General features: G+C 42.6%; 12 protein-coding genes and 1 other annotated feature. Of the genes, 11 read left to right on the top strand and 1 reads right to left on the bottom strand.

Annotated elements, in window-relative coordinates; translation table 11 throughout:
- Window positions 1-13 precede the first annotated feature (13 nt).
- From hemC to ysxE, 6 genes are all read left to right on the top strand, one after another.
- On the top strand, window positions 14-949 hold the full coding sequence (gene hemC, locus V7L95_RS00750) for a hydroxymethylbilane synthase (RefSeq protein ID WP_340967810.1): 936 nt from the start codon (window positions 14-16) through the stop codon (window positions 947-949).
- Window positions 946-1,737 (top strand): uroporphyrinogen-III synthase, encoded by a 792-nt coding sequence (locus V7L95_RS00745; protein ID WP_108611474.1) that lies wholly within the window; start codon window positions 946-948, stop codon window positions 1,735-1,737. Before hemC ends, V7L95_RS00745 begins: the two co-directional genes overlap by 4 nt.
- Window positions 1,734-2,705 carry a porphobilinogen synthase gene (gene hemB, locus V7L95_RS00740; RefSeq protein ID WP_025207726.1) on the top strand — a complete coding sequence of 324 codons (972 nt, stop codon included), beginning with the start codon at window positions 1,734-1,736 and terminating at the stop codon, window positions 2,703-2,705. Before V7L95_RS00745 ends, hemB begins: the two co-directional genes overlap by 4 nt.
- 27 nt (window positions 2,706-2,732) lie before the next feature.
- A complete protein-coding gene (hemL, locus tag V7L95_RS00735; protein ID WP_072367473.1) occupies window positions 2,733-4,025 on the top strand; it encodes a glutamate-1-semialdehyde 2,1-aminomutase in 1,293 nt (430 codons plus the stop codon).
- A gap of 132 nt (window positions 4,026-4,157) precedes the next feature.
- On the top strand, window positions 4,158-5,378 hold the full coding sequence (locus tag V7L95_RS00730; RefSeq protein ID WP_057079245.1) for a LysM peptidoglycan-binding domain-containing protein: 1,221 nt from the start codon (window positions 4,158-4,160) through the stop codon (window positions 5,376-5,378).
- Between the two features lie 37 nt (window positions 5,379-5,415).
- A complete protein-coding gene (ysxE, locus tag V7L95_RS00725) occupies window positions 5,416-6,447 on the top strand; it encodes a spore coat protein YsxE (RefSeq protein ID WP_148943546.1) in 1,032 nt (343 codons plus the stop codon).
- An 82-nt stretch (window positions 6,448-6,529) separates the two neighbouring features.
- Here the strand turns inward: ysxE and V7L95_RS00720 are convergent, their stop codons facing one another.
- Window positions 6,530-6,721, bottom strand: coding sequence for a hypothetical protein (locus V7L95_RS00720; protein ID WP_024718406.1), 192 nt, complete (start codon window positions 6,719-6,721; stop codon window positions 6,530-6,532).
- A gap of 166 nt (window positions 6,722-6,887) precedes the next feature.
- Window positions 6,888-7,117, top strand: a binding site (T-box leader).
- Window positions 7,118-7,176: 59 nt separating this feature from the next.
- Here V7L95_RS00720 and V7L95_RS00715 point away from each other — a divergent pair.
- From V7L95_RS00715 to V7L95_RS00695, 5 genes are all read left to right on the top strand, one after another.
- Window positions 7,177-9,819 carry a valine--tRNA ligase gene (locus V7L95_RS00715; RefSeq protein ID WP_072367476.1) on the top strand — a complete coding sequence of 881 codons (2,643 nt, stop codon included), beginning with the start codon at window positions 7,177-7,179 and terminating at the stop codon, window positions 9,817-9,819.
- Between the two features lie 65 nt (window positions 9,820-9,884).
- Window positions 9,885-11,189: a folylpolyglutamate synthase/dihydrofolate synthase family protein gene (locus V7L95_RS00710; RefSeq protein ID WP_340967808.1), complete on the top strand. Its 1,305-nt coding sequence runs from the start codon at window positions 9,885-9,887 to the stop codon at window positions 11,187-11,189.
- A gap of 149 nt (window positions 11,190-11,338) precedes the next feature.
- Window positions 11,339-12,070, top strand: coding sequence for an A24 family peptidase (locus V7L95_RS00705; RefSeq protein ID WP_076822355.1), 732 nt, complete (start codon window positions 11,339-11,341; stop codon window positions 12,068-12,070).
- Between the two features lie 157 nt (window positions 12,071-12,227).
- Window positions 12,228-13,244 (top strand): SPOR domain-containing protein, encoded by a 1,017-nt coding sequence (locus tag V7L95_RS00700; RefSeq protein WP_076822503.1) that lies wholly within the window; start codon window positions 12,228-12,230, stop codon window positions 13,242-13,244.
- 177 nt (window positions 13,245-13,421) lie between these two features.
- Window positions 13,422-13,991 carry a Maf family protein gene (locus V7L95_RS00695; RefSeq protein ID WP_017358136.1) on the top strand — a complete coding sequence of 190 codons (570 nt, stop codon included), beginning with the start codon at window positions 13,422-13,424 and terminating at the stop codon, window positions 13,989-13,991.
- The last annotated feature ends 11 nt before the right edge of the window (window positions 13,992-14,002 follow it).

The following is a 14,002-nucleotide window of genomic DNA, read 5'->3' as shown; positions in this document are numbered from 1 at the left end:
GGAGGAAGACGTAATGCGAACAATTAAAGTAGGTTCTAGACGAAGCAAACTTGCGATTACACAAACAAAATGGGTCATTCAAAAGTTGTCTGAACTAAACCCTTCTTATTCTTTTGAAATTAAAGAGATTGTGACAAAGGGTGATCAAATTTTAGATGTGACCTTATCAAAGGTTGGCGGAAAAGGTCTGTTTGTTAAAGAGATTGAACAGGCAATGCTGAACCATGACATCGATATGGCAGTACACAGCATGAAAGATATGCCGGCTTCTCTTCCAGAAGGTTTAGTCATCGGCTGTATTCCTGAGCGTGAAGATGTGCGGGATGCATTGATTTCAAAGGATCATCTCCGTCTTCATGAACTACCAAAGGGAGCGATTGTGGGAACGAGCAGCTTACGGCGCAGTGCTCAGCTTCTTCAGGAGAGACCAGATCTTGAGATTAAATGGATCCGTGGAAACATTGATACGAGACTCGAAAAACTGAAAAATGAAGAATATGATGCGATTATTCTAGCGGCTGCCGGATTGTCTAGAATGGGTTGGAGTCAAGAAGTCGTGTCGGAATTTTTATCTCCTGATACTTGCCTTCCTGCTGTGGGGCAGGGCGCATTGTCGATAGAATGCCGCGGAGATGACGAAGAGCTCTTGCAGCTGTTAGCTCAATTCACAAATGAGTATACAAAGAAAACGGTCCTTGCTGAAAGAGCCTTCCTTAAGCAAATGGATGGAAGCTGTCAAGTGCCGATCGCTGGTTACGCAACGATGAATGAGCGTGATGAAATTGAATTGACAGGTCTTGTGGCATCTGCGGATGGGCATACGATTATTCGAGAAACCGTAACAGGTACTGACCCTGATGCAATCGGAACAGCATGTGCGAAGCAGATGGCTGATAAGGGAGCAAAGGATTTGATCGACAAGGTGAAAAAGGATCTGTCTTCCCAATGACGATAGCCAAATCGCTTTACGGACAGACGGTGCTTGTCACTCGAAATGAACGTCAAGCGGGTGCGTTTCAGCAGAAAATTGAAGCGCTGAACGGCCATGCTGTTTTAACCTCTCTTATCAGGTTTGAACCAACGCTTACAAAAGTAAAAGCGAAGGCATTTTTAGAAGACTTAGAAGCAAGCCATTGGCTTGTGTTTACAAGTGTAAATGGTGCGTCTTTTTTTCTCAGTTATATAGAGAAGCATCAATTACATCAAAGCCTATCCCACTTGAAAGTGGCGGCTGTAGGTGAAAAAACATCTGCCTATCTAATGCAGCACGGCTTAAAAGTGGATGTGGTTCCAGAGCGATTTATAGCAGAAGAACTGGCAGATGCTTTAATTGAACATGTACACCCAGAAGAATGTGTCTTTGTAGCAAAAGGCCACCTGTCACGAGATGTGGTGAAGAATACCCTCGTTCCGCTTGGCATTGACGTAAAAGAGTGGATTATATATGAAACAGTGAAGGATGAGGACGGAATTATCGCACTCAAGTCGGCAATGATGGAGCAATCATTTGATTTTATTACATTTACAAGCTCCTCCACTGTTCATTCTTTTATGCACGCCATGGAGGCTGATATCGATAGATTAGCTGCATCAGACACATGTTTTGTGAGCATCGGTCCTCTTACACAAGAGGCACTGCTTCAATACGGGATTTCTTCTGAAACCCCAGATACTTATACGATAGACGGGATGCTTGATTTAATGTGCCGTTTATCTGAAAGGAAGTTGAACCAATGATGAAATTTAACAGACACCGCAGATTGCGTACAAGCGCAGGAATGAGAGAATTGGTGAGAGAAACATTTTTAAGACCCTCTGATTTCATTTATCCCATCTTTTTTGTAGAGGGAGAGAATGTCCGGAAAGAAGTCCCTTCAATGCCGGGTGTCTATCACATTTCAGTTGATCTTGTGAAAGAAGAAGTCCAAGAGCTTGTTGACCTTGGGATTAAATCTATCATTGTTTTTGGGGTACCAGACCATAAAGACCATGTAGGCAGTGAAGCTTATCACGATCATGGGATCGTTCAAAAAGCAACGCTTGAAATCAAAAAGCATTTCCCAGAGCTTGTGGTCATTGCTGATACTTGCTTATGCCAATATACAGATCACGGACATTGCGGAATCGTTGAAGATGGAGAAATTTTAAATGATGAATCTCTTCAGCTCTTAGCGAAAACCGCTGTCAGTCAGGCTCGTGCAGGTGCAGATATCATTGCTCCATCAAATATGATGGATGGCTTTGTGCTTGCAATTCGTGAGGCGCTTGATGAGGCCGGCTTTGTTCATGTGCCTGTCATGTCATATGCTGTGAAATATGCAAGTGCTTTTTACGGTCCGTTTCGTGATGCGGCGCATAGCACACCGCAGTTTGGAGATCGTAAAACGTATCAAATGGACCCTGCAAACCGCTTAGAAGCACTGAGAGAAGCGCAGTCTGATGTAGAAGAAGGCGCTGACTTCCTGATTGTGAAGCCGTCACTTTCATACTTAGATATCATGCGTGATGTGAAAAATGAATTTACACTTCCTGTTGTTGCTTACAATGTGAGCGGAGAGTATGCAATGGTCAAAGCAGCAGCTCAAAATGGGTGGATTTCTGAAAAAGAGCTTGTTCTTGAAATGCTGACTAGCATGAAACGTGCAGGCGCAGAATTAATCATTACGTATCATGCAAAAGATGCAGCAAAATGGCTCTCAGAATAAAGAACGGATAGACAGGAGGACGTTGAAATGGGACGTAGCTATGAAAAGTCAAAGCAAGCATTTAAAGAAGCGCAGCAGTTAATGCCGGGTGGTGTGAACAGCCCTGTACGCGCATTTAAATCAGTCAATACAGACCCGATTTTTATGGAACGAGGCAAAGGCGCAAAAATATACGATATTGACGGAAATGAATATATTGATTACGTCTTATCATGGGGACCGCTTATTTTAGGGCATACAAATGACCGTGTGGTTGAAAGTATTCAGCGAGTAGCTGAACATGGTACAAGCTTCGGTGCTTCTACTTTAGTTGAAAATGAATTAGCTAAGCTTGTATCAGAACGAGTTCCTTCTATTGAGGTCATTCGTATGGTCAGCTCTGGAACAGAGGCGACGATGAGTGCGCTTCGTCTAGCACGTGGTTTTACAGGCAGAAACAAAATTGTGAAATTTGAAGGCTGTTATCATGGCCACGGTGATTCTTTGCTTATTAAAGCTGGTTCGGGTGTGGCAACGCTTGGACTTCCGGATAGCCCTGGTGTCCCTGAAGGTACAGCAAGCAATACGATCACCGTTCCATACAATGATTTAGAAAGCATCAAAGTCGCTTTTGAAGAATTTGGAGACGACATTGCAGGTGTCATTGTAGAACCAGTTGCAGGAAATATGGGTGTTGTCCCTCCGCAGGAAGGTTTCTTGCAAGGATTGAGAGACATCACTGAGCAATATGGCTCTTTACTCATTTTTGATGAGGTCATGACAGGCTTCCGTGTGGATTATCATTGTGCACAAGGCTATTTTGGCATTACGCCTGATCTGACATGTCTTGGTAAAGTCATCGGAGGCGGTCTGCCAGTTGGTGCCTATGGCGGTAGAGCGGACATTATGAGACAAATTGCGCCAAGCGGCCCGATTTATCAAGCAGGAACGTTATCCGGTAACCCGCTTGCGATGACAGCAGGTCTTGAAACATTAAAACAGCTGACACCTGAGTCTTATGAAGAGTTTAGACGCAAAGGAGATCGTTTGGAAGAAGGTATTTCAAGAGCGGCGAAAGCACATGGGATTCCATTAACATTTAACCGTGCAGGTTCCATGATTGGATTCTTCTTTACAAACGAACAAGTCGTCAATTACGATACAGCGAAAACAGCTGACCTCGCTTTATTCGCTGAATTCTACAAGGAAATGGCTGATCACGGTATCTTCCTTCCACCTTCACAATTCGAAGGGCTGTTCCTATCAACTGCTCATACGGATGAAGACATCGAGTATACGATTGAGACAGTTGAAAAGGTATTTCAAAAATTAGCTCAGTAACCAAAAGCCGATATGGAGACATATCGGCTTTTTGCTTTGCATAAAACCAATCATATTTTCACCGCCTCTTTCATACACCTGTATTGACATCTAATTTTATTTTGAAGGATTAGATGAAAGGAGGACACCGACTTGTCTCAAAACAATCGATTACAGTTTTCGGTAGAAGAGTCCATTTATTTCAAAAACGGACAGGAAGTCAGTGAGCTGCTGTCAATTTCTCTCGATCCTGACATTCTCGTTCAAGAAGTGAATGATTATGTTTCCATTAGAGGTTCACTCGAGCTAACAGGAGAATACAACATAAATCAAGAGGAGCTAATGGGTGAATCCAGTTCCTATGCATCATACAGGCAGGCTGATGAGGTGAAGGTAAGAGAGGACGGAACGGCTGAGCTGCTGCATCAATTTCCGGTGGATATCACGATCCCCAAGAACAAAATTAGTCATTTAAATGATGTATTTGTGTTTATTGATGCATTTGATTACCAGCTGACAGAAAGTCGTTTGCTCACGATTCAGGCTGATTTGGCCATTGAAGGTCTGTTAGATGAAGGAACGCCTGAACCGCTTGTAGGAGAGCCATATGAATTTGTCCATCGTGCTGAAGAGGAATATGGCGATGTCACTTATGAATATCAGGCGCAGTCTGAATATGAAGAGCATGAAGAAAATGCAGAACAGCAGGCCGCTTTGCAACATGAAGCGCGAACTGAACAAGAAGAGGATGAAATAGACATCGAGACGGTGATGGTGGAAGAAACAGAAGAAGAGGAGGAAAATGAGGAAGAAGAAGCCGTGGCGCTTGGGTATCGTTCCTTCCCAGAAGCTCAAGTTCAAGAGCCGCCATTCTTTGACCCGCCTAAGCTGTTAGAAGAAGAGGAGCGGGATGATACGTTCTTTGAGGTGGAAGTGAGGAAAGACCCTGAAGCAGAGAGCAAGGAAGAAGAAGAGCCGCCAGCTTATCCAGCCTTTGAATCACCTGCTTATCAGATGGAACAGACACAGGAAGAGCGGGATGACAGCTATCAGTTCGAACGATTATATGAACGTGAAGCACCAAAGGTGTATGAATCAGCTCAAGAAGCTGAGGAGTTTGAACATGACCAGAGAGAAGCGTCTGGCAGTGAGAATTCTCTTTATTTAACGAAGCTGTTCGCTAAGCAGGAGGAGGAAGATTTTTCTCGCATGAAAATATGTATAGTTCAGCAAGAAGATACGGTCGATCGTATTTGTGAGCGATATCAGTTGAATGTGCAGCAGCTCCTTCGAACGAATTCATTGTCGGTGGATGCAGAGCTTGAAGAAGGGCAGATTCTTTATATTCCTGAATATCAAAAAAGCAATGCATAGTATGAGATGATGGACCGAGAAAATGTGGTGAGAGAACGTGGATGAAATCCAATCTGTCCTATACGAATATGGGCTTGAGGCTGAATATATCGAACCTGTCAGTCCAGCTGTCGTTAGAGTGTATACAAAGCAGGGCGTATTTGCACTAAAGCGAGTAAAACCCCATCGACACATGCAGTTTACAGAGCAAATGCTTGAACTAGAATCAAAAGGCTATCGCTCCTTTGTGCCGATTTATCGCACGAAGAGCGGTTCCTTTTTCTCAAATCAACGAGAAAGCCAGTACACGTATTACCTTATGCCATGGCTGACGAATGAAAAGAGAGAAGAGCAGGACGATAAACATGAATATTTATTTCAAGAGATTGCAAGACTTCATAAACGAACAGAAGTCATGATGGACATTACTGAGCAGGAAATAGAAGCTCACTACACCCAAATGAAAAGCAAATGGGAAACAGAGAAAGACATGTATGAACGATTTATCGAGCGGGCAGAACAAACATGGTATATGTCGCCATTTGAGCTGGCTGCTGCTATGTATTTTTCAGAAGCGATGTCTGCAAGTGAATTTGCACTTGAACGTTTAGAGGATTGGCATGAGGAAATGAAAGACCAAGAGACGACACGTATTGTGTTAAACCATGGGCAATTGTCGATCCATCACTTTTTGTACAATGATGTAGGTACAGGACATTTCACCAATTTTGAGCGGTCCAAAAAGGCTGCCCCCATTTATGACCTTTTGACCTTTTACTATCGTACATTCAAAACCTACCCTACTCCTTGTCCTGAATGCACATCCTTGTTTTATACGTATCAAAAGGGAAATAAACTTCGTGAGGAAGAGATTCATTTGTTCTTGAGCTACCTCGCTTATCCGCAGGGTTTGTTTGATACGGTGAAAGCCTATGAAGCAGGCGGACAGGATGAGATGGAAAGTTGTCAGGAGCTGTTAAGGGCGTATTGGCAAATGAAAAATTCTGAGCCGACCGTCATGAAAATACACGAAATTGAGCAGGCTAGACGCCTTGAAGAAGAGCAAAATGCCTCGTCATCAGAAGAGTGACGAGGTTGTTTGCTGTTGCGCTATGAAATGTCTAACGAGGGATGACCTATACATAAGAGTGAGCCTGCAACATTCAGCTCTCTTAAAACCAATCAAGATGAAAGGCACAGGCGAGAAATATGAGAATTCCTAAGATGAGGACGTCAAATGTTGTGGGAAAAATGATCGTACGAAAGCCTTGAAATATGGCAATCGGGAGAACGACTTGGGAGGCAACTGCCCGAATTTGTCTAAGCCATGGGGGGAGTGTGTAAGGATTGATCTTTTTCAAAATAAAACGCCCTCCTTCTTTATTTTGTTATTATCATATGGGCAAAGAGGCAAAGGGTGCCTGCCCAATTTGTATAAAGAAGAAGAAAAGCGGAAAAGATGATTGACGAAAACAAAAGGCATTTAGTAATATTAATAAAAGATGAGTATAAGCTGATGAACGTGATATATCGTAAGCGTGGATCAGGAAGAGTACGAGCAAGACCCTAAAGAGAGGGAAACCAATAGCTGAAAGGTTTTCTAGGATGCACTTGTTTGGAAGGTCGCCTGTGAGCTTAATTTCTTGAAACATGTAGTAGAGAAATTCGGGAGATCCCCGTTATCCTTTAGAGAGTACGGAACACGTCTAAGTGTCTCGTGAAAAAAGGTGGTACCGCGAAAAAGCTTTTTCGTCCTTTTATAAGGATGAGAAGGCTTTTTTTATGTTTCATCAGCCGAAAAAATGTGGAGGTAACACAAATGGAAACAAATAATCAAGAAATGCCAACAAAGTACGATCCAAATGCGATTGAAAAAGACCGCTATACGTACTGGCTTGAAGGGAAATTCTTCGAAGCACAAAATGACAAAACGAAAGATCCATATACAGTCGTCATTCCTCCACCAAACGTGACAGGAAAATTACACTTAGGGCATGCTTGGGATTCAACCCTTCAAGACATCGTGACTCGTATGAAACGGATGCAGGGCTATGATGTTTTATGGCTGCCAGGAATGGACCATGCGGGTATTGCAACACAAGCCAAGGTAGAGGCGAAGCTTCGCGAAGAAGGTGTGAGCCGCTATGATCTCGGACGTGAAAAATTTGTAGAAGAAACGTGGAAGTGGAAAGAAGAGTATGCCGATTTTATTCGCAGCCAGTGGGCGAAAATGGGTCTAGGTCTAGACTATTCGCGTGAGCGTTTCACATTAGATGAAGGCTTGAATAAAGCAGTCCGCCAAGTGTTTGTTCAATTGTATGAAAAAGGATTGATCTATCGCGGAGAATACATCATTAACTGGGACCCAGCAACAAAAACGGCCCTTTCTGATATTGAAGTCATCTACAAGGATGTACAAGGTGCGTTTTATCACTTGAGATATCCGCTTGCAGATGGATCAGGTTCGATTGAAATTGCGACAACAAGACCTGAAACGATGCTGGGAGATACGGCAGTCGCTGTACATCCTGAAGATGAACGCTATCAGCATTTGATTGGGAAAACAGTTGTTTTACCAATTACAGGCCGAGAGATTCCAATCGTCGGGGATGACTATGTCGATATGGAATTTGGATCAGGAGCTGTAAAAATTACGCCGGCTCATGACCCGAATGACTTCGAGCTTGGAAACCGTCATAACCTAGAGCGCATTCTTGTGATGAATGAAGATGGCACAATGAATGGAAACGCACTTCAATACAAAGGAATGGACCGCTTCGAATGTCGTAAACAGCTTGTGAAAGATCTTCAAGAAGAAGGCATTTTGTTCAAAATTGAGGACCACATGCATTCAGTTGGTCACAGTGAGCGCAGTGGCGCTGTAGTGGAGCCATATTTATCAACACAATGGTTTGTGAAAATGCAGCCGCTTGCAGATGAAGCCATCAATCTGCAAAAAGGTGATGAGCAAGTTCAATTTGTTCCAGACCGATTTGAAAAGACGTATTTACACTGGATGGAAAATATCCGTGACTGGTGTATTTCTCGTCAGCTATGGTGGGGACACCGCATTCCAGCTTGGTACCATAAAGAAACGAAAGAGGTATACGTTGGACTAGAAGCGCCAGAAGATATAGAGAACTGGGAACAGGATAACGATGTGCTTGATACATGGTTTAGTTCAGCGCTTTGGCCTTTCTCTACAATGGGCTGGCCGGATGCAGATAGTGAAGACTTCAAGCGCTACTATCCAACAAACCTGCTTGTTACAGGCTATGACATCATCTTCTTCTGGGTATCCCGTATGATCTTCCAAGGTCTTGAATTCACAGGAGAAAAACCATTTAAAGATGTCCTCATTCACGGTCTTATTCGCGATGAACAAGGGCGTAAAATGAGTAAGTCACTTGGCAACGGAATTGATCCAATGGAGGTCATCGACAAGTACGGAGCGGATTCATTGAGATATTTCTTAGCGACTGGAAGCTCTCCGGGTCAAGATTTACGTTTTAGCTTTGAAAAGGTTGAATCCACTTGGAACTTTGCGAACAAAATTTGGAACGCATCCCGTTTTGCTCTCATGAATATGGATGGTTTAACGTACGATGAGCTTGATTTAACAGGAGAAAAATCAGTTGCTGATCAATGGATTTTAACACGCTTAAATGAAACAATTGAAAGTGTCACACAGCTTGCTGATAAGTATGAATTTGGTGAAGTGGGCAGACATTTATACAACTTCATTTGGGATGATTTCTGTGATTGGTACATTGAAATGGCGAAACTTCCGCTTTATGGAGAAGATGAAGCGGCGAAGAAAACGACTCGTTCGATCCTTGCGTATGTATTAGATCAAACGATGAGACTTCTACATCCGTTTATGCCGTTCTTAACAGAAGAAATCTGGCAGCATCTGCCTCACGAAGGTGAGTCTATTACGGTTGCGAAATGGCCTGAAGTGAAGCCTGAGCTTTCAAACGAACAGGCTTCTGCTGACATGAAGCTGCTTGTTGAACTGATTCGTTCTGTTCGTAACATTCGCAGTGAAGTCAACACACCAATGAGCAAACAAGTCGAGCTATATATCAAAGCATCCACATCTGATGTACAGGAACGTTTAGAGAAGAACCGTTCATATATTGAGCGCTTCACGAATCCAAGTGTGCTTGAAATTGGCACGGATGTTCCTGCTAGTGATAAAGCGATGACAGCAGTTATTTCTGGAGCAGAGCTCATTCTTCCGCTTGAAGGTTTAATCAATTTAGACGAAGAAATTGCCCGTCTGCAAAAAGAGCTTGATAAGCTGACAAAAGAAGTTGAACGCGTACAGAAAAAACTTGGCAATGAAGGCTTTATGAAAAAAGCGCCTGAAAGTGTCGTAGAAGAAGAGCGTGCGAAAGAACGTGATTATGTCGCAAAACGCGAAGCTGTTCAAAAGCGTATTGAAGAGCTGAAAGCATAAGAGTGAAAAGACGGCTCCTAATGAATTGGAGTCGTCTTTTTTGAAAATTTCGTATGAAATGAGAGATGACATTGTTTACAACCTATCATGAAGCCATTGAATGGATTCATAGCAGACTCGCTTTCGGTGTCAAACCGGGACTTGAACGAATGAAATGGCTGATGGACAGACTAGACCATCCTGAACAAAAAATAAAAGCGGTGCATGTAGCTGGAACAAATGGAAAAGGATCAACGATTGCATTTACTCGATCCATTTTACAGTCAGCGGGCTATTCAGTTGGAACCTTCACCTCACCATTTATTTTAACGTTCAATGAACGAATTAGTGTTAATGGGGAGCCGATTTTGGACGAAGAGTGGCTGAGTTTGGTGAACGACATCAAGCCTTTAGTTGATGAATTAGATGATACAGAGCTTGGTGCAGCAACAGAGTTTGAGATCATTACAGCATGTGCGTTTGCTTATTTTGCCCATGTGCACCAAGTAGACTTTGTCCTCTTGGAAACAGGGCTTGGCGGAAGACTTGATTCTACAAATGTGGCAGCGCCCATCTTAACAGCAATTACGTCGATTGGTCACGATCATATGGCCATTTTAGGCGACACACTTGATCAGATTGCAGCAGAAAAAGCTGGCATTATTAAAACTGGGATTCCGATGATCACGGCCGTTCATCAAGCGGAAGCTCTTACTGTGATTCAACACAAAGCCGAGGAAAAGAATGCGCCGTTTATCTCGTTACATGATACTTGTACCTTTAAGGACCAGCAGCCGACAGAAACAGGTGAACGTTTCACATTCACTACCCCAAAAAGGGAGTACTCGCAGCTAGAGACAGGGTTAATCGGAACGCATCAAAGGCAGAACGCCTCCCTTGCCGTTCTAATGATCGAATGGCTGGAGCAAGAAGGATATATCCATGTGCTAGATGAGCAAGTGTATGAAGGAATTCGGCAAGCGGTGTGGGCTGGAAGATTTGAAAAGATCCAAGATGAGCCTCTTGTTTATTTAGATGGTGCTCATAACGAAGAAGGAATGGACCGTTTAATCGAAACTGTACAAGCTCATTTTTCTAGTAAACAGGTTCATGTATGTTTTAGTGCGTTAAAAGATAAACCTTACAAACAAATGATCGAGAAGCTTGAAAGGATTAGTTCATCGATTCATTTTGTTTCCTTTGACTTTCCAAGAGCTGAGTCAGCGGAAAAGCTTTATGATTGCAGTCATTTAGAAGCAAAATCGTTTGATGAAGACCCTCGTGCAGTGCTTGACTTCATTCAGAAGAAAAGAGATGACCCTTCAGCAATGATTCTGGTGACAGGTTCCCTTTATTTTATCTCAGATGTACGAAGTCGTATTTTACAGTAAGGAAAAGACGCACATTGCTTCTATGCAGTGTGCGTCTTTTTTCTTTTGATATGTAGGAGAGGGGGAAAATCACTTTTTCGCAAGGTGATCAAAGGTGAATCGCTATGGTACAATCCGGTCTATTCTATTTACGGAAGGAGTCACCTAATTTGATTGATTTTTTTATGTTTTTCACAGGCATGGTCATGGGGTCATTTTTTCATCTAGTTGGTGAGAGGCTTCCAATGAAGCGGTCTATTCTTTTTCCTCGTTCACACTGCGGAGCTTGTAAAGAGCCGCTTTCTTTTCACGACATGCTCCCGCTTGTTTCTTATATTGTATTGAAAGGGTCATGTAAGCATTGTGGAACCCGGCTCTCTTTGCTTTATCCACTGGTTGAGCTGTTGACAGGCGGCCTTTTTTTCCTCGTTTATAGACATGCTGGTTTCTCTTTTGAGGGCCTTTTTCTTGTGAGTCTATGTAGTTTATTCGTGATTGCTGTCGTGAGCGATCTTTTTTATATGAGAGTACCCAACGAGCTCTTTCTCTTCTTTTTTCCTCTTTTCGCCATATACCGCACGCTAGAACCGCTTTTTATTTGGTGGGAAGGAGCGGCATCTCTTCTTATTTGTCTTCTTTTGTTTTATAGTTTTGAACATTTCAAGCCAAATAGTATGGGGGGAGCGGATGTCAAACTATTTGGTGTGCTTGCATTTTGCTTCGGATTTAAGCCGTTTCTGACCATTCTTTTTCTTTCGTCTGTCACTGGAATGGTTTACGCAAAGGTGTTTTCTTACAAGGCAAATGAACCCTTTCCTTTTGTTCCTGCCATCGCTTGTTCTTTCTGGCTTTATCTTTTTTGTGGTGATCTGTTAAACCCAATTCGCGATTTTTTTGGATGAGAAAATTGGCGAACACTTTTTGAACCTGCCGACAAAAGTCTTGTTCTTTTTTTTATTGGCTATGTTAAAGTGTGAAACAGAAAGAAGGACGGGTTACATTCGCGCTATTTCATTGGACAGAAAGGTCTTTCTTACAAACAATGTCAGAAAGCGGGGAATGACAGTGAAAAAAAGGCAGGCAAAAAAACAAGGGTTAAAGGTCAATATTAATGGCAAGGAAGAAATGCTGCATGGAGAAGAGCATCAACCTCAAAAACAGCAAGAGGATCAAGTGACGTTTTCGAACTGGGAGGAAAAGAGGCAGTCGGAACAGGAGACAGCCGCTTCCGAGGAGGAACCGTCCAAACCGAAAGAAGAAGATTTTCAATGGGACGATGCAGCTGATCACATTTACCATTCGGATCCAAAGGTCGTCACACCTTATCAAAAGAAAAAAGGTTCTTTTGACCAGAAGTTCAGTAAAAATCGCGGTCCCTTCAAACGAGTGATGACTACGATTGTGTTTGCAGTCGTTCTAGGGACAGGCCTCGGTGTATTTGCATTAAGTTTAAGTAAAGATGGGTCTGCCAATCCATCAGGAGGCGATCATATCAGCGTCTCAGCATCTGGAAGCGGACCTTCGGCGAAAGCTGGGGGAGATGCGCCACCGGCTGATCTTGCAGATACGTCAAAGGACAATGAAGGTGAAAAAAGTGCATCAGGTCATTTTTCAACCTTTGTGGTGCAGGCTGGAAAGTTTTCTTCTGAAAAAGGAGCAGATGACTTAGTGGACAGTTTAAAAGAGGCAGGATATGCAGGTAAAAAGGTATCAATGGATGATGGATATTATGTGATTGCCGGACTTGCCACAGAACAAGGGATGACAAGTGCCGTTGGGAAAAAATTGATCGATCAGCACTTTGAAGCATGGGGAGGAAAAGAGCTCTCGTTTCAAGTGCCGGATGAGCTGACAGGTTTAATAGAGAAGGCATCTGTCTTATCCTCTAAGATGATTGCAGGAGATGATGTGGATCAAAAAGAAGTCACTCAGCTGATTTCTGAACTCGAAAATGCCAAAACAACCGATGCACCAGCTAAAAGCAGTTTGCTGAAAGCTGTACAGCTTTTAAATGACCCATCTGCTGAAAATGGCTGGAAATCTCAGCAAGCGCTATTAGATCAACTAAATACGTAAAATCATGTTTTTAACAGCCAAACTAGTCAAAAAATGACTAGTTTTTTTCTTTTGCTTCCAACATAATGATGTAGGAACATGAAAATGGCATTTTCGTCAATTGTCGGTAAGATGTTCATTTGATAGGATGAATGGGTATCTTACTTCTTAGGCTAAACCCTGAAAGGATGAACAAACATGAACCAGTTAATACTCGCATCTCAATCACCTAGAAGAAAAGAATTGCTTGATTTAGCAGGGTTTTCTTATGACATTCAGGCAAGTGATTTAAAAGAAGAAATAAATCGAAACCTTTCTCCTGCTGAGAACGTCCAATGGTTGGCAGAACAAAAAGCAAATGATATTCAAAAAATACATCCCAAAGCTGTGATCATTGGTGCAGATACAATTGTTGCAATTGATGGCAAATGTCTTGGAAAGCCAAAAGACAAGAAAGATGCAGCCTCAATGCTTCAATTATTGTCAGGTAAGACACATCAAGTCTTGACTGGTGTCACGATTCAATCAGAGAATAGAAAAGAAACATTTTATGAACAGACAGACGTGACATTTTGGCCGCTTACACAAGATGAAATAGACCGCTATATTGAAACCAGTGAGCCTCTTGATAAAGCTGGAAGCTATGGCATTCAAGGAAAAGGTGCCCTGTTTGTACAAAAAATAGACGGTGATTATTTTTCCGTTGTAGGACTCCCTATTGCTAAAACAGTCAGAGTGCTTGAAACATTTGGTATCACCCCTTTTTGATGACGGGAAGG

It is taken from the genome of Bacillus sp. PPSBB_11, assembly GCF_038023285.1.
Lineage (GTDB): Bacteria > Bacillota > Bacilli > Bacillales > Bacillaceae > Bacillus > Bacillus altitudinis.
Note: the sequence above shows the minus strand (reverse complement) of the source record. Positions and strands in the feature narration are given on the sequence as shown.

Excerpts from the sequence above, each read along its gene's own strand:
- hemC (WP_340967810.1), top strand. The coding sequence starts at position 14 with ATGCGAACAATTAAAGTAGGTTCTAGACGAAGCAAACTTGCGATTACA.
- V7L95_RS00745 (WP_108611474.1), top strand. The coding sequence starts at position 946 with ATGACGATAGCCAAATCGCTTTACGGACAGACGGTGCTTGTCACTCGA.
- hemB (WP_025207726.1), top strand. The coding sequence starts at position 1,734 with ATGATGAAATTTAACAGACACCGCAGATTGCGTACAAGCGCAGGAATG.
- hemL (WP_072367473.1), top strand. The coding sequence starts at position 2,733 with ATGGGACGTAGCTATGAAAAGTCAAAGCAAGCATTTAAAGAAGCGCAG.
- V7L95_RS00715 (WP_072367476.1), top strand. The coding sequence starts at position 7,177 with ATGGAAACAAATAATCAAGAAATGCCAACAAAGTACGATCCAAATGCG.
- V7L95_RS00710 (WP_340967808.1), top strand. The coding sequence starts at position 9,885 with ATGACATTGTTTACAACCTATCATGAAGCCATTGAATGGATTCATAGC.
- V7L95_RS00700 (WP_076822503.1), top strand. The coding sequence starts at position 12,228 with ATGACAGTGAAAAAAAGGCAGGCAAAAAAACAAGGGTTAAAGGTCAAT.
- V7L95_RS00695 (WP_017358136.1), top strand. The coding sequence starts at position 13,422 with ATGAACCAGTTAATACTCGCATCTCAATCACCTAGAAGAAAAGAATTG.